Annotated in this window: 17 protein-coding genes; 13 read left to right on the top strand and 4 right to left on the bottom strand. The window is 72.4% G+C overall.

The window, feature by feature from the left end:
* The first annotated feature begins 332 nt into the window (after positions 1 to 332).
* Positions 333 to 1,439, top strand: coding sequence for an NAD(P)/FAD-dependent oxidoreductase (locus ACFYX4_RS34950; protein WP_389342212.1), 1,107 nt, complete (start codon positions 333 to 335; stop codon positions 1,437 to 1,439).
* An 8-nt stretch (positions 1,440 to 1,447) separates the two neighbouring features.
* Here the strand turns inward: ACFYX4_RS34950 and ACFYX4_RS34945 are convergent, their stop codons facing one another.
* Positions 1,448 to 2,017, bottom strand: a complete 570-nt coding sequence (locus ACFYX4_RS34945; protein WP_389342209.1) for a MarR family winged helix-turn-helix transcriptional regulator — start codon at positions 2,015 to 2,017, stop codon at positions 1,448 to 1,450.
* A 126-nt stretch (positions 2,018 to 2,143) separates the two neighbouring features.
* Here ACFYX4_RS34945 and ACFYX4_RS34940 point away from each other — a divergent pair, with 126 nt between their 5' ends.
* The 9 genes from ACFYX4_RS34940 to ACFYX4_RS34900 all read left to right on the top strand — a co-directional run bounded on the left by ACFYX4_RS34940 (position 2,144) and on the right by ACFYX4_RS34900 (position 12,154).
* Positions 2,144 to 2,659 carry a YceI family protein gene (locus ACFYX4_RS34940; RefSeq protein ID WP_389342206.1) on the top strand — a complete coding sequence of 172 codons (516 nt, stop codon included), beginning with the start codon at positions 2,144 to 2,146 and terminating at the stop codon, positions 2,657 to 2,659.
* 120 nt (positions 2,660 to 2,779) lie between these two features.
* On the top strand, positions 2,780 to 3,169 hold the full coding sequence (locus ACFYX4_RS34935; RefSeq protein WP_389342203.1) for a cell division protein SepF: 390 nt from the start codon (positions 2,780 to 2,782) through the stop codon (positions 3,167 to 3,169).
* A gap of 109 nt (positions 3,170 to 3,278) precedes the next feature.
* Entirely contained in the window at positions 3,279 to 4,454 is a 1,176-nt protein-coding gene (locus ACFYX4_RS34930) for an ATP-binding protein (RefSeq protein WP_389342200.1), read from the top strand.
* Positions 4,451 to 4,777, top strand: a complete 327-nt coding sequence (locus tag ACFYX4_RS34925; protein ID WP_389342197.1) for a nucleotide pyrophosphohydrolase — start codon at positions 4,451 to 4,453, stop codon at positions 4,775 to 4,777. Before ACFYX4_RS34930 ends, ACFYX4_RS34925 begins: the two co-directional genes overlap by 4 nt.
* 202 nt (positions 4,778 to 4,979) lie before the next feature.
* Positions 4,980 to 5,441 carry a DUF6099 family protein gene (locus ACFYX4_RS34920; protein WP_389342194.1) on the top strand — a complete coding sequence of 154 codons (462 nt, stop codon included), beginning with the start codon at positions 4,980 to 4,982 and terminating at the stop codon, positions 5,439 to 5,441.
* Positions 5,442 to 5,932: 491 nt separating this feature from the next.
* The gene (locus ACFYX4_RS34915) at positions 5,933 to 6,856 is read left to right on the top strand and encodes an LLM class F420-dependent oxidoreductase (protein ID WP_389342191.1); all 924 of its coding nucleotides are present in this window, start codon (positions 5,933 to 5,935) and stop codon (positions 6,854 to 6,856) included.
* A 156-nt stretch (positions 6,857 to 7,012) separates the two neighbouring features.
* On the top strand, positions 7,013 to 8,029 hold the full coding sequence (locus ACFYX4_RS34910; protein ID WP_389342188.1) for a DUF4232 domain-containing protein: 1,017 nt from the start codon (positions 7,013 to 7,015) through the stop codon (positions 8,027 to 8,029).
* A gap of 106 nt (positions 8,030 to 8,135) precedes the next feature.
* The gene (locus ACFYX4_RS34905; protein ID WP_389342185.1) at positions 8,136 to 9,605 is read left to right on the top strand and encodes a 3' terminal RNA ribose 2'-O-methyltransferase Hen1; all 1,470 of its coding nucleotides are present in this window, start codon (positions 8,136 to 8,138) and stop codon (positions 9,603 to 9,605) included.
* Positions 9,602 to 12,154, top strand: coding sequence for a polynucleotide kinase-phosphatase (locus ACFYX4_RS34900; RefSeq protein ID WP_389342181.1), 2,553 nt, complete (start codon positions 9,602 to 9,604; stop codon positions 12,152 to 12,154). Before ACFYX4_RS34905 ends, ACFYX4_RS34900 begins: the two co-directional genes overlap by 4 nt.
* 79 nt (positions 12,155 to 12,233) lie before the next feature.
* Here the strand turns inward: ACFYX4_RS34900 and ACFYX4_RS34895 are convergent, their stop codons facing one another.
* Positions 12,234 to 13,136 (bottom strand): hypothetical protein, encoded by a 903-nt coding sequence (locus ACFYX4_RS34895; RefSeq protein ID WP_389342178.1) that lies wholly within the window; start codon positions 13,134 to 13,136, stop codon positions 12,234 to 12,236.
* On the bottom strand, positions 13,133 to 14,377 hold the full coding sequence (locus ACFYX4_RS34890; protein ID WP_389342175.1) for an SPFH domain-containing protein: 1,245 nt from the start codon (positions 14,375 to 14,377) through the stop codon (positions 13,133 to 13,135). Before ACFYX4_RS34890 ends, ACFYX4_RS34895 begins: the two co-directional genes overlap by 4 nt.
* Before the next feature lie 138 nt (positions 14,378 to 14,515).
* On the opposite strand from ACFYX4_RS34890, the gene ACFYX4_RS34885 reads away from it, so the two are divergent.
* From ACFYX4_RS34885 to ACFYX4_RS34875, 3 genes are all read left to right on the top strand, one after another.
* Positions 14,516 to 15,739 (top strand): arginine deiminase, encoded by a 1,224-nt coding sequence (locus ACFYX4_RS34885; RefSeq protein ID WP_389342172.1) that lies wholly within the window; start codon positions 14,516 to 14,518, stop codon positions 15,737 to 15,739.
* A 140-nt stretch (positions 15,740 to 15,879) separates the two neighbouring features.
* Positions 15,880 to 16,887: an ornithine carbamoyltransferase gene (gene argF, locus ACFYX4_RS34880; protein ID WP_389342169.1), complete on the top strand. Its 1,008-nt coding sequence runs from the start codon at positions 15,880 to 15,882 to the stop codon at positions 16,885 to 16,887.
* A gap of 134 nt (positions 16,888 to 17,021) precedes the next feature.
* The gene (locus tag ACFYX4_RS34875) at positions 17,022 to 18,539 is read left to right on the top strand and encodes an amino acid permease (protein ID WP_389342403.1); all 1,518 of its coding nucleotides are present in this window, start codon (positions 17,022 to 17,024) and stop codon (positions 18,537 to 18,539) included.
* Here ACFYX4_RS34875 and ACFYX4_RS34870 read toward each other — a convergent pair.
* On the bottom strand, positions 18,493 to 18,948 hold the full coding sequence (locus tag ACFYX4_RS34870) for an ATP-binding protein (protein WP_389342166.1): 456 nt from the start codon (positions 18,946 to 18,948) through the stop codon (positions 18,493 to 18,495). The genes ACFYX4_RS34875 and ACFYX4_RS34870 overlap by 47 nt on opposite strands.
* Positions 18,949 to 19,143 lie beyond the last annotated feature (195 nt).

The raw sequence follows: 19,143 nt of genomic DNA, 5'->3' as shown, positions 1-19,143 counted from the left end.
CCGACGCTGTGGCCGTCGGCTTCCGGTCCACCGCGGCTGACGCGAGGTAGTCCATGGCCGTGTCCTCGGTGATCCCGAAGACCGGCATCAGGTGAACCGGATCGGCGTCGCCCGGGCCTCGTCCACGGGTGCGCCGATGGCGCGGTTGTGCCCACTCGTCGTTCTGCTCGGCCGGCACCGCGCCGACCAAGGTTCGTGGCATCGCTTCACAGAACGCACACAGATCCCCAGTTGAACTTTAAAGTTCAAGCGCTACGCTCGTTCACGGTCGAGTGCCGGGGGAAACCCACGCCTCCCGGCACTCGCGTCCTCACCAGACACGGGAGAGTCATGTGCGCGACGCCGACGTAGTGGTGATCGGTGGCGGATACGCGGGCGTTCGTCTGGCGAAGCGGCTGGACGCGACGGCGCGGGTCACCCTGGTGGACCGCAAGGAGATCTTCTTCCACCGCGTCGCCTCCCTGCGCGCCGGGGTGCGCCCGGAGTGGACGGTGACTCCGTTCATCCCCTACGACCGGCTGCTGCGCGACGGCCGGGTGGTCCTGGGCAAGGCGGTCCGGATCGACACCGTCGAGCGGCAGGTCGTGCTGGCCACGGGGGAGCGGCTCCCGTACGACGTGGTGGTGATCGCCACCGGCGCCGACTACCCCGAACCCGCCCGCTTCCTCGGCACCACCGCCGAGGAGGCGGTCAAGGCGTTCACCGCGCACCAGCAGAAGATCGCCGCCGCCGAGCACGTCCTCGTCGTCGGCGGCGGCCCCTCCGGCGTCGAGCTGAGCGCCGAGATCCGCCTCGCCCGGCCCGACGCGCGCATCACGCTGGCCCACTCCGGGCCGGCGCTGCTCGACTCCGCGGGGAGCGAGAAGGCCTCGCGCAGGGCGCAGGCCTGGCTGGAGGCGCACGACGTGGAGGTGCGGCTCGACTCCTTCATGTCGCCCGGCCACGACTTCGGCGCCTACCGCGACGCCCGCGGCGGCGTCATCGAGGCCGACCTCTCCTTCTGGGCCACGGGCACCACCCCCAACACCTTCTGGCTGCGCCTGGCCGGCCACGGCGACTGGCTGAACGCGGCCGGGCACATCAAGGTCGACCGCACGCTGCGGGTCGAGGGGCGGCTCGACGTGTTCGCGGTCGGCGACGTCAACGACGCGACCGAGCTCAAGATCACCCCCGCCGCGCTCGCCCAGGCGGACCTCGCCGCCTGGAACATCCGCACCTACCTGAGCAGTTCCGGCCGGCACCGCAGGGAGCCCCGCCTCTACCGGCCCATCCACCGCACCCCGGTCATCGTGCCGTTCGGGCACGCCGACGGGCTGACCATGCTGCCCGTGCCGGGCGGTGAGACCGCGGTCCTCGGCGGCCGTACGTCCGTGCTGGCCAAGGCGAAGACCCTTATGACCCCGTACATGAGGCGTCAACTCGGTTACACCGCGACCTGACGATCCGGTCACACCGTGACCTGAGGCGGCTCCGTATCCGGTGCCAGTGCCGGTGGCGGTGCCGATTCCGGTTCCGTCTTCTCCCCGGACGTCATTCCCGGCAGCAGTCCGCACACCGCCGCCCGCTGGTCCGGGCCCATGACGTGGGCCAGGGCCTCGGAGACCGTCGAGGCCAGGGCGGCCGACGCCTCCCCGAGCAGACGGCGGGCCTTGTCCGTGAGGGCGACCTCGACGCCCCGCCGGTCCCCGCACACCGACCTGCGGCTGACGAGGCCGGCGTGCTGGAGGCAGGCGATCTGGTAGGTGAGCCGGGTCTTGGGGCGGCCCAGGAGTTCGGCGACGCGCGTCATGCGCAGGCCCGCCCGGGGCTGTTCCGCCAGCAGGCACAGGACCAGGAACTCGTCGTGCGAGACCCCGAGCCGTTCCTTCACGACCGAGTGCAGCCGCTGCTCCACCGCTCCCGTCGCCGCCAGCAGCAGCATCCAGGCGCGCAGCTCGGCCGGCAGCAGGCCGGTGCCTGCGCCTTGCGCGGACGGGCATTCGGGCAGGTCGTGGGCGTGCTCCTCGGGGTCGGCCATGGTCCGAGTGTATCCGTTGTCCAATTTTGGAGGACGGACGGGCGAAAGGGTTGTTCAGATTTGGATGACCGGCTAGCGTTGAGTCATCCAAATTTGAATCACTCGTCCGCTCATCAGGAGAGAACCATGACCGTCGCCGTCGAAACCGGGCTGTGGCAGCTCGACGCGGGCGCCTCCACCGTCGCCCTCCGGCACAGGACGATGTGGGGCCTGGTCACCGTCAAGGGCGCCTTCGCCGCCGTCGCCGGACAGGGCGAGGTGCGGGCCGACGGATCCGCCGTGGGGACCCTGACCCTGGACGTCGCCTCCCTCGACACCGGAAACGCCAAGCGGGACACCCACCTCCGTTCCGCGCACTTCTTCGACGCCGACCAGCACCCGGAGGTCACCTTCGCGGCCCGCAGCGCCGAACTCCGCGACGGTGACGCCGTGCACGTCGTCGGTCAGTTGACCGTGCGCGGCATCAGCAGGCCGCTGTCCTTCACCGCGCGCCTCGTCAACGCGCGCGCCGACGCGCTCACCCTCGACGGGGAGTTCACCGTGGACCGCGCCGCGTTCGGCATGGGATGGAACCAACTGGGCATGATCAGGGGTCTCACCTCGGTGACCGCCTCTCTCCGCTTCACCCGAGTCGGGGGTTGACAACCGGCCTCGATCGGGCTTGACCGGTCGCGGACCGTGTCGCTGTTGGGCCGAACGGGTGACTTGGCGTAAGAATTGGCTGGTGCAGGCATTGAGTGCGAGTCAGTTCTGGGGGTCCCGGTGAACCGCTACGACGTCACCGATGAACAGTGGGAAGGGCTCGCTCAGGTCGTTCCGCTGCGCGGCCGGGACGCGTGGCCGTCGGCGGTGAACCACCGTTCGCTGCCCGAGGCGGCGACGGAGACCCGTCGCCGGTTCGTCGTGCTGCGGGTCAACGTCTTCGCGGACGCCCGCGACGTCGCGGAGACGCTGATGGCCGGGATCCCGGTCCTCCTCGATCTGACGAGCGCGGAGACGGAGGTCGCCAAGCGCGTCCTGGACTTCTCCACGGGCGTCGTCTTCGGCCTGGCCAGCGGGATGCACCGGGTCGACCGGAACGTGTTCCTGCTGACCCCGCCCGGGACGGAAGTGAGCGGGATCATGGAGGGGGCGGGGATTCCCGGGGTGTGAGCGGGGCCCGTCCGGGGGTGAGCAGTCGTCAGCGGGCGGGGTCGCCCGTTCGTAGGAAGCTGGCGAGGGTGGAACGGTTCGCCTGACGGCGGAGTCCTACGGTCCGCTTATGCCCGTGCCGTCTGCGTCTGCGTCTGCGTCTGCTTCGTCTGAGTCCGTATCGCGTCCCCGTCCTACCCGTCCCTGTCTCACCGAGCTGCGCCTCTCCGCCTTCGCGCGGCATCGGCGGGCCGGGTTCCCGCTGGGGCCGGTGACGCTGTTCGCCGGGGTCAGCGGCAGCGGGAAGACGAGTGCGCTGCGGGCGTACGAGGCTCTGGCCCGGCTCGGCGGCGGGGCCGGGCTCGACGAGGTGTTCCCGGACCCGGTCGCCTGTGTGCCGGAGGGGGCCCGGCCCGACGCCCAGCGGCGGCGCGGGTTCCGGATCGGCTGCACGGCCGACGGGCCCGCCGGCCCGGTCCGGCTCGACGTCGCCGTCCAGGCCGAGCCCGAGCTGCGCGTCGTGGGGGAGCGGCTGAGCGCGGGCGGGCAGGTGCTGCTGGAGACGGCCCTGTGCGATCCGGCGCGGCGCACGGTGCAGGCCGCCTGGCGCACCGCCGGATCCTCGCTCTTCACCCACGCTCACCTGCCCGACGACCGTCTCGGCACCGCGCTGCTGCCGCTGCGCGTGGCCGGCCGGACCGAGGCCCAGCGCCATGTGCTCGCCGCCGCCGAACAGATGCTCGTGGCCCTGCGCTCCGTCTTCGCCTGCGATCCCCGGCCGGACCGGATGCGCGCCCCGGTGCCCGTCGGTCCGGGCCGGCTGCTCGGCGGCTGCGACAACCTGGCCGACGTGCTGTGGCGCACCCGCACGGAGTGCGTGCGGCGGCACGCGCTGCTCATCGCCGCGGTGCGGGCCGGCTGTGCCGGGCCGGTGACCGACGTGCTCGCCGAACCGGTCGGCGACGGCACCGTACGCGCCCGGCTCGACCGGGGCACGGGGCCGGGGCCGGAGCTGGCCCGGCTCGGCGACGGCGAACTGCGCTACCTCGCCCTGGCCCTGGTGCTGTTGACCGGGCCCGGCGTCCTGGACGTCGACCCGCCCGGCGAGGTGCCCGACGCGATGCGCGCCCTCACCGTGCTCGCCGACGGCTTCGACCGGGCGCTCGACGCACGTCAGCGGCGTGAACTGCTGCGGCTCGCGGTGCGGATGGGCGAGCGCGGGCACATCCGCTGTGTCGGGGCGGTGAGCGACGCCTCCTGGGCCGCCGGGACCGACGGCGTCACGGTGGTACACCTGGACGCGTGACAGAACATCTCGACGTGGCGACGTTGCAGCGCAGGCTGGCCGAGTTCGCGGCCGCGCGCGACTGGCAGCCGTACCACACCCCCAAGAACCTCGTCTCCGCGCTCAGCGTCGAGGCCTCCGAACTGGTCGAGATCTTCCAGTGGTTGACCCCGGAGGAGTCGGCCCGCGTGATGGACGAGCCGGACACCGCGCACCGGGTGACGGACGAGGTCGCCGACGTGCTCGCCTATCTGCTGCAACTGTGCGAGGTGCTCGGCATCGACCCGCTGGCGGCCCTGGACGCGAAGATCGACCGCAACGAACGGCGGTTCCCGGCGTCGTAGGTCGCGTGGGCCGAGTGGGTTGACGGGGAACTCGGCACTCCGATATCACTCTCCGGAGTCGTTCGAGGGGTCGAAACAGATTTGTTGTCCACAGATTTCCCCCTTCCTCTGGCTTTTCGCCCCACACGCCTTCACTCTGGGTAGTGGACAAGGGAGTTCGGGCGGACGTGCGAGAAGCACGTCGGGACAGACGGGGGCGGCCATGGACGCGGTGCGGCTCATCCTGACGAGCAGACGTGCTCTCACAGGCGGTGACGACGGGTCTCGGACACTGGAGGAGGTATGGCAGGCGCAGGCGTTGGCCCAGGCGATCGGCAGTCGGCTCGCGGTCTCGGGGCCGCCCGAACTGCGCGGTGAGGCACTGGGGTTGACCGAGCTGGCGGGCCGGGGCTGCGGGGTGCTGGACGCCCCCGACCTAGACCCCGGCGATCTGCGCGCCGCCCAGCTCACGGAGCTGGACGACGCCCGCGAGGCGCTGCTCTGCCTCGGCGTGCTGCTCGCCGAGGTCGGCATCGCCCTCGTCGGCATCGCCAGCGCGGCGGCCGACGAGGGCACGTACTGGCAGTGCATGGAAGCGATCGACGCGGCAGACGAGTCCAGAGACCGAGTCCGAGAGATGCTGCGCAAGCTGGCGGCGAGGGAGGGCGCACTGCCGGAGAGGTGAGCGGGGCCCTGCGGGGCTGGGGCGGCGGTCCAGCGGGCCCCGGCGGGGCAGGAGCCCGGCGGGGCAGCCGGACCCGACGGGGCAGCGGCCCCCGGCGGGGCAGGGGATCGGCGGGGCAGCGGCCCCCGGCGGGGCAGGGGATCGGCGGGGCAGGGATCGGCGGGGGGACCGGCGGGGCGGCTGGACCCGGCGGGGCAGGGGGACGGGCGGGCGGGGCAGCGGGCCCCGGCGGCGCAGCGGAGCGCGGCGAGGCAGGGGGGGGCGGCGGGGCGGCGGGCCCGGGTGGGGCAGCGGGCCCCGGCGAGGCGCCGGCCCTCGGTGGGGCAGCGGCCCCCGGTGGGGCAGGGGGCGGCGGGCCCCGGTGGGGCAGCCGGACCCGGTGGGGCAGCGGGGCGGCGGGGCGGCGGGGCGGTGGCCCCCGGCGAGGGCAGGGGGCGGTGGGGCAGGGGGACCGGTGGGGGTGGTGGGGGTGCGGGTGCAGGATGGAGGGCATGGATCTGCGTATCTTCACCGAGCCCCAGCAGGGCGCCACCTACGACACCCTCCTCACCGTGGCCAAGGCCACCGAGGATCTCGGCTTCGACGCCTTCTTCCGTAGCGATCATTACGTGAAGATGGGCGACGTGGACGGGCTCCCCGGGCCCACCGACGCCTGGATCACCCTCGCCGGTCTCGCCCGGGAGACCAGCCGCATACGCCTCGGCACTCTGATGACCGCCGCCACCTTCCGGCTCCCCGGCGTCCTCGCCATCCAGGTCGCGCAGGTGGACCAGATGTCCGGCGGCCGGGTCGAACTCGGCCTGGGCGCGGGCTGGTTCGAGGAGGAGCACACCGCGTACGGCATCCCGTTCCCGAAGGAGAAGTTCGGCCGCCTGGAGGAGCAGCTGGCGATCGTCACCGGCCTGTGGGGCACCGCCGCCGGCCAGAACTTCGACTTCCAGGGCGAGCACTACCAGCTCAAGGACTCGCCCGCGCTGCCCAAGCCCGCGCAGTCCAGGATCCCCGTCCTGGTCGGCGGCACCGGCGCGAGCCGTACGCCGCGGCTCGCCGCCCGCTACGCCGACGAGTTCAACATGCCGTTCAGCTCGGCCGAGGACAGCGAGCGGCAGTTCGGCCGGGTCCGGGCCGCCGCCGAGAAGGCCGGCCGCCCGGCGGACGCGATCACCTACTCCAACGCCCTCGTGGCCTGCGTCGGCAAGGACGACCAGGAGGTCGCCCGCCGCGCCGCCGCGATCGGCCGCGAGGTCGACGAACTGAAGGCCAACGGCCTGGCCGGCAGCCCCGCCGAGGTGGTCGAGAAGATCGGCCGCTACGCCGAGGCCGGCTCGCAGCGCATCTACCTCCAGATCCTCGACCTGGACGATCTGGACCACCTGGAGCTGATCTCCGCCCAGGTGCAGTCGCAGCTGTCGTAACCCTTCCCGCGCCGCCGCCCGCGTGCGGGACGCCGGACGGCCCTCGCCCGGCGTCCCGCACGCAGCACACCCCCCCCGCCTCTCTGTGACAGTCCTGTGACCGGAACTATGGCTTCCGCCACAGTCGGTGGCCGGGTGCCCTGATGAGGTGGCCGGATGCGCAGACCCGCACCCCTCCTGCTCCCGGCCCTCGCCGCCGCCTTGCTGCTCTCGGCGTGCGGATCGGAACGCGCCGACGATCAAGGCGGCGGTTCCGGCGCGGCCTCCTCGCCGTCCCGGATCCAGGTGACCGACCCCGTTGTCGACGGCGTCCGGATCACCTCGCTGACGCTCCCCCCGCCCTCCTCGCCCTCCTCGTCTCCCTCGTCCTCCCGGCCCCCGTCCGCCGCCCCCTCCGAACCGGGCGACTTCACCGTCACCGCCGACAGTCTCGACGGCTTCGACGAGCCCGCCCGTTCCGGAACCTCCGGCGTCTCCGCCGGCTCGGGCGTCTCCGCCGCCTTCGAGGTCACCAACGAAGGCGCCGAAGCGCTCACGTACACCATCCTCTTCGACTTCACGACCGGCTCCGGCGAGGTCATGGCCAACAAGCGCGAGACCGTGCGCTCGGTCGGCCCCGGCCGGACGGTGCGCGGGACCGTGCAGCTGGGCGAGCTGCCGCCCGGCGCGTCCCCCGTGACCCGGGTGAAGGTCGCCGAGGTCGACAAGGTCCCCGCGGGCGAGGCCCCGGCCGCGGCCGGCGACTGCCCCGCCTCCGGCATCCGCGTCTGGGCCGACGAGGGCGACGCCGCCATGGGCCTGCGCGTCGTCGGACTGCATCTGGAGTACTGCGCGAAGAGCGGCCGTTACACCGTCGACGGCTACCCGCTGCTGGAACTGCTGGACGACGCCCGCGAACCCGTCGACGGCGTGCGGATCCTCCAGGGCAGCAAGGAGATCACCACCGGCATCAGCACCGACGGGCCGCCCCGGCCGGTCGCCCTGAAGCCCGGCGAGAAGGCCGTCGCGCACCTGGTGTGGCGCAACACCACCGAGTTCGGCACCCCCGTGAACGTCCCCTACGTACGGGTCCGCGCCAAGGCCGGCGCCGACCCGGTGACGGTGAACCCCCGCCTCGACCTCGGGACGACCGGCAAGCTCGGGGTCACCCCCTGGACGCGGCCGAAGGAGTGAGGCGGAAATTCCGGGGTGCCGCCGCCCGGTTCTCGGTACGTTGGTGAGGCGCACAAGCGCACGACCAGCGCTTTCGCTTCTTCCGAACCCTTTCGAGGCACCCACCGTGTTCCTGACGATCAGTACCACAGGCACTCCAGAACGCCCCGCCACCGACCTGGGCTACCTGCTCCACAAGCATCCCGACAAGGCGCAGGCGTTCTCCACCTCCTACGGCACGGCGCACGTCCTCTATCCCGAGGCCGACGCCGAACGCTGCACGGCGGCGCTGCTGCTGGAGGTGGACGCCGTGGCGCTGGTCCGGCGCGGCAAGGGCAAGGGGCGCGGAGGCGCTCCCGACGCGGCGCTCGCGCAGTACGTCAACGACCGCCCCTATGCGGCCTCTTCGCTGCTCGCGGTCGCGCTGAGCGCCGTCTTCACCAGCGCCATGCGCGGGGTGTGCACGGCCAAGCCCGAACTCCCGGCGCAGACGCGCCCGTTGCGGATCGAGGTGCCCGCGCTGCCCGCCCGCGGCGGCCCGGACCTCGTACGGCGTCTGTTCGAGCCGCTCGGCTGGGCGGTGGACGTCGAACCGGTCGCCCTGGACGCCGAGTTCCCCGAATGGGGCGACTCGCGGTACGTGCGCCTCGTCCTGGAGTCGGAGGCGCTGACCCTCGCCGAGTCCCTGCGCCACCTGTACGTGCTGCTGCCGGTCCTCGACGACGCCAAGCACTACTGGGTCGCCCCCGACGAGGTCGAAAAGCTGCTGCGAGCCGGCGACGGCTGGCTGCCCGAGCACCCCGAGCAGAAGCTGATCACCAGCCGCTACCTCTCGCGCCGCTGGTCGCTGACCCGGCAGGCGATGGAGCGGCTGGAGCTGGTGCGGCTCGCCGAGGCCGACGACAGCGAGGTCGAGGAGATCGACAACGCGGTCGAGGCGGAGACGGAGACGGAGGAGAAGCCGACCCCGCTCGCCGTGCAGCGCCGGGACGCGATCCTCGCCGCGCTGGGCGCGACCGGGGCCGCCCGTGTGCTCGACCTCGGCTGTGGACAGGGCCAGTTGGTGCAGGCGCTGCTCAAGGACCCGAAGTTCACCGAGATCGTCGGCGTCGACGTGTCGATGCGCGCGCTCACCATCGCCTCGCGCCGGCTGAAGCTGGACCGCATGGGCGAGCGGCAGTCGTCCCGCGTCAAGCTGATGCAGGGCTCCCTCGCCTACACGGACAACCGGCTCAAGGGCTATGACGCGGCCGTGCTCAGCGAGGTGATCGAGCACCTCGACCTGCCCCGACTGCCCGCCCTGGAGTACGCGGTGTTCGGCGCGGCCCGCCCGCGCACGGTCCTGGTGACCACCCCGAACGTCGAGTACAACATCCGCTGGGAGTCCCTCCCGGCCGGACACGTCCGGCACGGCGACCACCGATTCGAGTGGACCCGCGAGGAGTTCCGCACCTGGGCGCACTCCGTGGCCGAACGGCACGGCTACGCGGCCGAGTTCGTGCCCGTGGGACCGGACGACCCCGAGGTCGGACCCCCCACGCAGATGGCCGTGTTCACCCTGGACAGCAGCAACGAGAAGGAGGCGAAGGCAGCATGACCGACACTCAGGTATCCCCGAAGCAGGGTCGCGTCCTGCCCGTCACCGACCTCTCCCTCGTGGTGCTCATCGGCGCCTCGGGCTCGGGCAAGTCCACCTTCGCCCGACGGCACTTCAAGCCGACCGAGGTCATCTCCTCCGACTTCTGCCGCGGCCTCGTCTCCGACGACGAGAACGACCAGGGCGCCACCCGGGACGCCTTCGACGTCCTGCACTACATCGCCGGCAAGCGGCTCGCGGCCGGGCGGCGCACGGTCGTCGACGCCACCAGCGTGCAGCAGGAGTCCCGACGGCAGCTGATCGACCTGGCCAAGCAGTACGACGTGCTGCCCATCGCGATCGTCCTGGACGTGCCGGAGGCGGTGTGCGCCGAACGCAACGCCGGCCGCAGCGACCGCGCCGACATGCCCCGCCGGGTCATCCAGCGCCACACCCGCGAACTCCGCCGCTCCCTGCGGCACCTGGAGCGCGAGGGCTTCCGCAAGGTGCACGTCCTGCGCGGCGTCGAGGACGTCGAGCACGCCACCGTCGTCACCGAGAAGCGCTTCAACGACCTGACGCACCTCACCGGCCCGTTCGACATCGTCGGCGACATCCACGGCTGCGCCGCCGAACTCGACGCGCTGCTCGGCAAGTTGGGCTATGTGGACGGCGTCCACCCCGAGGGCCGCACCGCCGTCTTCGTCGGCGACCTCGTCGACCGCGGCCCGGACAGCCCCGGTGTGCTGCGCCGCGTGATGTCGATGGTGAAGTCGGGCGACGCGCTGTGCGTCCCCGGCAACCACGAGAACAAGTACGGCCGTTACCTGCGCGGCCGCAAGGTGCAGCACACGCACGGCCTCGCCGAGACCATCGCGCAGATGGAGGGCCAGAGCGAGGAGTTCCTCGCCGAGGTGCGGGAGTTCCTCGACGGCCTGGTCAGCCACTACGTGCTGGACGGCGGCAGGCTGGTCGTCTGCCACGCCGGTCTGCCCGAGAAGTACCACGGCCGCACCTCCGGCCGGGTCCGCTCGCACGCGCTGTACGGCGACACCACCGGCGAGACCGACGAGTTCGGGCTGCCGGTGCGCTACCCGTGGGCGGAGGACTACCGGGGCCGGGCCGCGGTCGTCTACGGCCACACGCCCGTCCCGGAGGCGACCTGGCTCAACAACACCATCTGCCTCGACACGGGCGCCGTGTTCGGCGGCAAGCTGACGGCGCTGCGCTGGCCCGAACGGGAGCTGGTCGACGTACCGGCCGAGCGGGTCTGGTACGAGCCGACGAAGCCGCTGCGCGCTGAGGCGCCCGGCGGGCGGGACGGGCGGCCGCTGGACCTCGCCGACGTGCAGGGCCGGCGGGTCGTCGAGACCCGGCACCAGGGCCGGATCTCGATCCGGGAGGAGAACGCGGCGGCGGCGCTGGAGGTCATGAGCCGGTTCGCCGTCGACCCCCGGCTGCTGCCCTACCTCCCGCCGACCATGGCCCCCACGCCGACCAGCGACGCCGACGGCTACCTGGAGCACCCGGCGGAGGCCTTCGCGCAGTACGCGCGGGACGGCGTCGAGCGGGTCGTGTGCGAGGAGAAGCACATGGGCTCGCGGGCGGTCGCCCTGGTGTGCCGGGACGCGGAGGCGGCGCGCGAGCGGTTCGGCGCGGACGGGCCGACGGGTTCGCTCTACACTCGCACCGGCCGTCCCTTCTTCGACGACGAGTCGGTGACCGAGGAGATCCTCGGGCGGCTGCGCACGGCGGTCGGCGAGGCGGGACTGTGGGCCGAGCTGGACACGAACTGGGTTCTGATCGACGCCGAGTTGATGCCGTGGTCGCTGAAGGCGTCCGGGCTGCTGCGCTCGCAGTACGCGGCGGTCGGCGCCGCGTCCGGCGCGGTCTTCCCGGCCGCGCTGTCCGCCCTGTCCGGCGCCGCCGCGCGCGGTGTCGACGTCTCGGGGCTGCTGTCCCGCCAGCGTGAACGCGCCTCGGACGCCGCCGCGTTCACGGACGCGTACCGGCGCTACTGCTGGACCACGGACGGCCTGGACGGCGTACGCCTGGCGCCGTTCCAGATCCTGGCGGTTCAGGGCCGCAGCCTCGCCGGGATACCCCACGACGAACAACTGGCCCTCCTGGACCGGCTGGTGGAGCACGACACCACCGGGCTGCTCCAGACCACCCGTCGTCTGTACGTCGACACGGCCGACCCCGAGTCGGTGCGCGCCGGCGTCGACTGGTGGCTGGAGATGACCGGACGCGGCGGCGAGGGCATGGTCGTCAAGCCGATCGGCGCGCTGGTGCGGAGCGGCGAGGGACGGCTCGTCCAGCCGGGGATCAAGTGCCGGGGCCGCGAGTACCTGCGGATCATCTACGGTCCCGAGTACACCCGCCCCGACAACCTCGCCCGCCTGCGGCAGCGCTTCCTGAACCACAAGCGCTCCCTCGCGATCCGCGAGTACGCCCTCGGCCTGGAGGCCCTGGACCGCCTGGCGGAGGGCGAACCCCTGTGGCGCGTCCACGAGGCGGTATTCGGAATCCTGGCCCTGGAATCAGAACCAGTGGACCCTCGCCTGTAACGTCCCCTCACGGACAGACACCCACCGACGGGACGGGGGCGGGGGTGCGTGAGCCGGGTGCGGCTGCGGTCGGTGGGAGTCAGCCCACCAGCCGCAATCGCTCCTCGCACACCCCCACCGTCACCCGTTGTCCCCACGTCAGCTCCACCGCGTCGCTCTCGATGCCGTCGCCGAAGGCGATGAGGCGTTCTGACTCGACGGTGAGGCTCAGGCGGTGCGTGGCCGACAGTTCGCCCGCCACCAGGGACGTCCCGGTCGCCGGGGACGGCCATGCCTCGCGGACGAACCACAGGAGCCGCCGCTCCGACGGGGCCGGCAGGTCCAGGCCGTCGCCTCCCCGCTCCTGCCAGACCGAGCGGATCCAGCCGGTCGCCCCCGTGCCGGTGCCGACCAGCACTCCGGAGGAGGCCTGGGCCTCGGCGACACCCCCGTCGCCGTCGAGGCCCAGGCGGTACCGGGCGGTCTGGTGGCCGGCCGCGCCGAGATAGATCTCGTTGAGGGCCACCAGCCGTTGGGTGTCGTCGGCGACCGCCTCGACCATGGTCAGCTCGGACATCCCCGTGCCGGCCGCCAGCACCGACGGCAGCAGGACAGCGGCGTCCCGCGGACGGTGGCGGACCAGGACGCCCGGATTGCGTCCGGGGTCGGTGTCGATGCCCACCACCGGCTGTCCCGCGAGGTACTTGGCGACGTTCGCCACCAGCCCGTCCTGGCCGACCACCACGACCACGTCCTCCGGGCCGAAGAGGAAACGGTCCAAGTCAGCACGCTCCAGCGACGTCTGACGCCAAGTCAGAGGAATCGCCGCGGTCACCTCCGCCAGCGCCCGCCGTGTGCGGCGGTGGCGTTCGGCGACCTCCTCGATGTCCCGGCCCCGTGAGGCGAGGAAGAAGGCGGCCTGGCCGTGCGTGCCGTGCCGGGCCACCAACTCCTTGTACTCCGTGGTCCGATGGACCAGCACGGCGCGCGGGGCGAGGCTCACGCCCGGTCCCCGGCGCCGAGCCTGGCCAGCAGACCGGTCAGCACGTCCGGCGAGATCGTCACGCTGTCGATCTGCGGCAGGCTCTCCGCGAGCCGTGCCGCCGCGTGCGCCTGAAGGGTGGCCACGCCGTCGACCCCGGCGTCCGCGTGCACGCGCAGCCAGGCCGCCTGGGCCTGCGCCCGCGCCTCGCCCACCTCGCGCGCCGCCTCCGCCTCCGCGCGGGCGAGCCGTACCGAACGGGCCGCCTCCGCGTCCGCGAGGACCACCGTGCGGGCGGCCTCCGCCTCCGACAGCCGCTGGGTGCGCCGCGCCTCGGCGTCGGCGAGCCGGAGCTGCTTGTCCGCCTCCGCCTCGGACAGCTTCACGGCCCGCGCGGCCTCCGCCTCGGCGAGCCTGACCGACCGCTCCGCCTCGGCCTCCGACAGCTTCACCGACCGGGCCGCCTCGGCCTCCGCCAGCCGTACCGTGCGCGTCGCCTCCGCCTCGGCCCGCACCTTGTCCGCCGCCGCGCTCTCCTCCGCCTCGCGGCGCGTGTTGGTGCCGCGCTGCTCGACCAACTGCTCCTCACGGCGGGCGAGTTCGATCTTGCTGGCCAGTTCGTTCTCGGCGATCGTCCGCTCCCGCTCGACGGCCACCGCCCGCCGCTCGTACGTCGCCCGGTCGGCCTCCTGCTGGATCTGCTCGCGGGCCGGGGTGCGCAGCGCCCGCTCCACCTCCGGCTCGGGCCGCAGCGCGACCACGCGCACGGCGACGATCTCGATGCCGGTGGCGGGCAGCCGCGGCTCCGCCGCCAGCCCGGCCGCCACCCGCTCGCGCACCGACGTCACCCCGTCCACCAGCGCCGCCGACAACGGCGTACGGGCCAGGACGTCCAGCGCGTGCTGCTGCGCCGTCTCCGTGAGCAGCGTGCCGAGCTGCTCCAGCGGCGCGCCCCGCCACACGCCCGTGTCCGGGTCGATGGAGAAGTCGAGCCGGGCGGCGGCCACGGCCGGGTCGCTGACGCGGTAGGTGACCGTCGCCTGCACCGCCACGTCCTGGAAGTCCGCCGTACGGGCGTGGAACGTCATGGCCAACTCGCGGTCGTCGACCGGCACTTCGGAGAGCGCGGCGCTCAGCGAGCGGAACCAGAAGCTGAGTCCGGGACCGTCGTGCGCCAGCTTGCCGGAGCGGTGGTGACGGATGTGCGCCGTGGGCGCGCCCCGCAGATGGCGCCAGCCAAGGCGCCGGGTGATGTCGGCCATGGAGTCCCCTCGGGCGAACCGTTCTCGTCAGTGCGACGATAATCGATCGGCCGTTTGTCGTCAAGAAGACGAAAACAAGCTCGGTCGGAATCGGTCCACAAGCGGGTGAAGGCGGTCCCCGACGGCCAGGATGGAGGCATGGGATTCCACGTCGACTCCGAAGCCGGGCGGCTGCGCCGCGTCATCCTTCACCGGCCGGATCTGGAGCTCAAAAGGCTCACCCCCAGCAACAAGGACGCCCTCCTCTTCGACGACGTGCTCTGGGTGCGCCGGGCGCGCGCCGAGCACGACGGCTTCGCGGACGTCCTGCGCGACAGAGGCGTCGCCGTCCACCTCTTCGGCGACCTGCTCACCGAGACCCTGGAGATCCGGGCGGCCAGATCGCTCGTCCTGGACCGGGTCTTCGACGAGAAGGAGTACGGGGTGCTCGCCACCGACCACCTCCGCGCCGCCTTCGAGAACCTGCCCGCCCCCGAACTCGCCGAGGCCCTCGTCGGCGGCATGACCAAACGGGAGTTCCTGGACGAGCACCCGGAGCCGACGTCCGTGCGCTTCCACGTCATGGAACTCGACGACTTCCTCCTGCCGCCCCTGCCCAACCACCTCTTCACCCGCGACACCTCCGCCTGGATCTACGACGGCGTCTCCATCAACGCGATGCGCTGGCCCGCCCGGCAGCGCGAGACCGTGCACTTCGAGGCGATCTACCGGCACCACCCGCTCTTTCGCGCCGAGACCTTCCACCTCTGGTCGGAGGGGCAGGCCGACTACCCCTCCACCATCGAGGGCGGCGACGTCCTCGTCATCGGCAACGGCGCGGTCCTGATCGGCATGAGCGAGCGCACCACGCCCCAGGCCGTCGAGATGCTCGCCCACAAACTGTTCGACGCCGGCTCGGCGGAGACCATCGTCGCCCTCGACATGCCGAAGCGCCGCGCCTTCATGCACCTCGACACCGTGATGACGATGGTCGACGGCGACACCTTCACCCAGTACGCGGGCCTCGGCATGCTCCGCTCGTACACCATCGAGCCGGGCGTCGGCGAGAAGGAGCTCAAGGTCACCGACCACCCGCCGGAGCACATGCACCGCGCGATCGCCGCCGCCCTCGGCCTGAGCGAGATCCGCGTGCTCACCGCCACCCAGGACGTGCACGCCGCCGAGCGCGAGCAGTGGGACGACGGCTGCAACGTCCTCGCCGTCGAGCCCGGCGTCGTCATCGCCTATGAGCGCAACGCCACCACCAACACCCATCTGCGCAAACAGGGCATCGAGGTGATAGAGATCCCGGGCAGTGAACTGGGCCGGGGCAGGGGCGGGCCGCGCTGCATGAGCTGCCCCGTCGAACGCGAGCCCGTGTAGCGCGCGCCCGTGTAGCGCGCGCCGCTCGGAAGCGTCGGCGAAGGCGCTGTACAGAAATGCGGCCGGCGGAGCGCTGTATAGAAATGCCACTTGTCGTATAGACTTCCAGCGTCCTGTTCTCGTATCCCTGGAGCGCCCCCATGGCGACGTCCCCGACCGCCCTCGCCGGCCGCCACTTCCTCAAGGAGCTCGACTTCACGGCGGAGGAGTTCCGCTCTCTCGTCGAGCTGGCCGCCGAGCTGAAGGCCGCGAAGAAGGCCGGGACCGAGGTGCGCCGGCTGCGGGGCAGGAACATCGCGCTGATCTTCGAGAAGACCTCGACGCGCACCCGCTGTGCGTTCGAGGTCGCCGCCGCCGACCAGGGCGCCTCCACCACCTACCTCGACCCCTCCGGCTCCCAGATCGGGCACAAGGAGTCCGTGAAGGACACCGCGCGCGTGCTGGGCCGGATGTACGACGGGATCGAGTACCGCGGCGACAGCCAGGACAAGGTGGAGGAGCTCGCCGCGTACGCCGGCGTGCCCGTCTACAACGGGCTCACCGACGACTGGCACCCCACCCAGATGCTCGCCGACGTGCTCACCATGACCGAGCACACCGCGAAGCCGCTGCCCGAGATCTCCTTCGCCTACCTCGGCGACGCCCGCTTCAACATGGGCAACTCCTACCTGGTCACCGGCGCGCTGCTCGGCATGGACGTGCGGATCGTCGCCCCCAAGAGCTACTGGCCCGCCCAGGAGATCGTCGACCGGGCCCACGCGCTCGCCGAGACCAGCGGCGCCCGCGTGACCCTCACCGAGTCCCTCGCCGACGGCGTGCGCGGCGCAGACTTCGTCGCCACCGACGTGTGGGTCTCCATGGGCGAGCCCAAGGAGGTCTGGAAGGAGCGGATCACCGCTCTCGCCCCGTACGCCGTGACCATGGACGTCCTGCGCGCCACCGGCAACCCGGACGTGAGGTTCCTGCACTGTCTGCCGGCCTTCCACGACCTCGGGACCGAGGTCGGCCGCGGGATCCACGAGACGTACGGCCTGGACTGCCTCGAAGTGACCGACGAGGTCTTCGAGTCGGCGCACTCGGTCGTCTTCGACGAGGCGGAGAACCGCCTGCACACCATCAAGGCCGTGCTCGTCGCCACACTCGCCTGACCGGTCGGCCCACCTGACCCACCTGGCCTTATGCTGTCCGGCGGCCCGGAGCCACCCCTTCCGCGGCCGTCGCGCGACGTCACCCCGTCGCACCCGCACCACCAGAAACGAGCACCACCCGTATGCCCGCTCACCTGCCCGCCCGTCGCGTCAAGTCCCCCGCCCGCCTGGTGGCCGAATCCGGCGCCGACCGCGAGGGCCACGGACTGCGCCGCACGATGGGCCTCTTCCAGCTGGTCTGCTTCGGCCTCGGCGCGATCGTCGGCACCGGCATCTTCGTCGGCCTGTCCGACTCGGTCTCCCAGGCCGGCCCGGCCGTCGTCGTCTCCTTCGTCCTCGCCGCGATCACCTGCGTGTTCACCGCGTTCGCGTTCGCCGAGCTGGCCGGCGCGATCCCCGTCTCCGGCTCCTCCTACTCCTTCGCCTACGCGAGCCTCGGCGAACGCACCGCCTTCCTCGTCGGCTGGTGCCTGCTCCTGGAGTACGGCGTGTCGGTGAGCGCCGTCGCCGTCGGCTGGAGCCAGTACGTCGACGAACTCCTCGACAGCCTCATCGGCCTGCGTCTGCCCGCGGCGCTCTCCGCCGGACCGGGCGACGGCGGCGTGGTGAACCTCCCCGCCGTCCTCGTCATCGCCATGGCCGCCGTACTGCTGGTCCGCGGCGTCCGCGAGAGCGCCCGCGCCACCGCCGCGATGGCCGTGCTCAAGATCGCCATCCTCGTCGCGTTCTGCGCGATCGGCTTCAGCGCCTTCCGGGACGGCAACCTCACCCCGTTCACCCCGGCCGGCCTCGGCGGCATCGGCGCCGGCACCACCGCCGCCTTCTTCTCCTACATCGGCTTCGACGCGATCACCACGGCCGGCGAGGAGGCCAGGAACCCGCGCCGGGACGTGCCGGTCGCGATCCTCGTCTGCATGGGCCTGGTCACCCTGCTCTACTGCGCGGTCGCGCTCGCCGCGATCGGCGCCCTCGGCGCGGACGAGGTCGGCGGTCGTCCCGCGGCCCTCTCCCACGTGGTCGACCAGGTCACCGGCTCCTCGGTCGGCGGCGGGATCATCGCCTTCGGCGCGGTCGTCGCGATCGCCTCGGTCGTCCTCGCGGTGATGTACGGGCAGACCCGCATCCTGATGTCCATGGCCCGCGACGGACTCGTTCCGCGCGTCTTCGAGAAGGTCTCGCCCCGCACCGCCACGCCCGTCGCCGGCACCCTGATCGTGGCGATCGTCTTCGCGCTCCCGGCGGCCTTCGCCTCCCTGGACGCCGTGATGAACCTCTGCACCATCGGCACCCTCGCGATCATGGCCGTCGTCAATGTCGCGGTGATCGCCCTGCGCCGCCGCGAGCCGACCCTGGCCCGCACCTTCCGCGTCCCGCTCTTCCCCGTGGTGCCCCTGCTCGGCGTCGGCTTCTGCCTCTACCTGATGTACGAGACGGGCTGGACGACCTGGCTCCAGTTCGCCGTGTTCCTCGCGGCCGGACTCGTGCTGTACGCCCTCTACGGCCGCCGGAACTCGCGGCTCGCTGAAGGCGCGGACGACGAGGGCGTGGCCGACGCGGTCACGCCGGGTGGGGCCGACGCGGTCACGCCGGGTGGGGCCGACGCGGTCACGCCGGGTGGGGACGCCACTGCCGGGGAACGGCAGCCAGCCTGAACCACACGGCCTTGCCGGTCTCGGTCGGCCGGTGTCCGCACGACGAGCTGAGGGTGCGGATCAGCAGCAGCCCGCGCCCGTGCTCCTGCCACGGGTCGGGCTCGCCGGACGGGCGGGTCAGATCGCCGGGCGGCACCGGGTCGGGGTCGTGCACCTCCACCTGGCAGCCGCTCGGCTGCAACTCCACCACCAGCTCTATCGGCGCGTCCCCTGCGGTGTGCTCCACGGCGTTCGCCACCAGCTCGGCGGTGAGCAGCTCCGCCGTGTCGCTGTCCGCCCCGTTCTCCAGCTCCGCCAGCGCCGTACGGATCAGCGCACGCGCCACCGGCACGGCCGCGGCGGAGTGCGGCAGTGCGATGCGCCAGGAGGCGGGCGAGGCAGGACTTTCGTGCAAGGCGATTCCGTTCATGGCGCAGGGGTTCCTGTGCTCGACATCAGGCTGTCCTGCTCTCAGCTTCAGGAATGGTACGGCGGCCTCCGGCAGAGGCGCACGAGGGTCGCCGTTTGGGACCGTCGGCCCCGTTACCGGGCGGCTTACCCGGCACAACGGCCCCCCTCGCGTCCCTGCTCCCGTTGTTACCGCGTTATTGACGAGCGGTGACGC

Origin of the sequence: Streptomyces sp. NPDC002328, from assembly GCF_042890065.1 — a bacterium.
Taxonomy (GTDB): domain Bacteria; phylum Actinomycetota; class Actinomycetes; order Streptomycetales; family Streptomycetaceae; genus Streptomyces.
Note: the sequence above shows the minus strand (reverse complement) of the source record. Positions and strands in the feature narration are given on the sequence as shown.

Excerpts from the sequence above, each read along its gene's own strand:
- ACFYX4_RS34910 (WP_389342188.1), top strand. The coding sequence starts at position 7,013 with ATGCGCAGACCCGCACCCCTCCTGCTCCCGGCCCTCGCCGCCGCCTTG.
- ACFYX4_RS34940 (WP_389342206.1), top strand. The coding sequence starts at position 2,144 with ATGACCGTCGCCGTCGAAACCGGGCTGTGGCAGCTCGACGCGGGCGCC.
- argF (WP_389342169.1), top strand. The coding sequence starts at position 15,880 with ATGGCGACGTCCCCGACCGCCCTCGCCGGCCGCCACTTCCTCAAGGAG.
- ACFYX4_RS34920 (WP_389342194.1), top strand. The coding sequence starts at position 4,980 with ATGGACGCGGTGCGGCTCATCCTGACGAGCAGACGTGCTCTCACAGGC.
- ACFYX4_RS34900 (WP_389342181.1), top strand. The coding sequence starts at position 9,602 with ATGACCGACACTCAGGTATCCCCGAAGCAGGGTCGCGTCCTGCCCGTC.
- ACFYX4_RS34890 (WP_389342175.1), bottom strand. The coding sequence starts at position 14,377 with ATGGCCGACATCACCCGGCGCCTTGGCTGGCGCCATCTGCGGGGCGCG.
- ACFYX4_RS34885 (WP_389342172.1), top strand. The coding sequence starts at position 14,516 with ATGGGATTCCACGTCGACTCCGAAGCCGGGCGGCTGCGCCGCGTCATC.
- ACFYX4_RS34945 (WP_389342209.1), bottom strand. The coding sequence starts at position 2,017 with ATGGCCGACCCCGAGGAGCACGCCCACGACCTGCCCGAATGCCCGTCC.
- ACFYX4_RS34930 (WP_389342200.1), top strand. The coding sequence starts at position 3,279 with ATGCCCGTGCCGTCTGCGTCTGCGTCTGCGTCTGCTTCGTCTGAGTCC.
- ACFYX4_RS34915 (WP_389342191.1), top strand. The coding sequence starts at position 5,933 with ATGGATCTGCGTATCTTCACCGAGCCCCAGCAGGGCGCCACCTACGAC.
- ACFYX4_RS34870 (WP_389342166.1), bottom strand. The coding sequence starts at position 18,948 with ATGAACGGAATCGCCTTGCACGAAAGTCCTGCCTCGCCCGCCTCCTGG.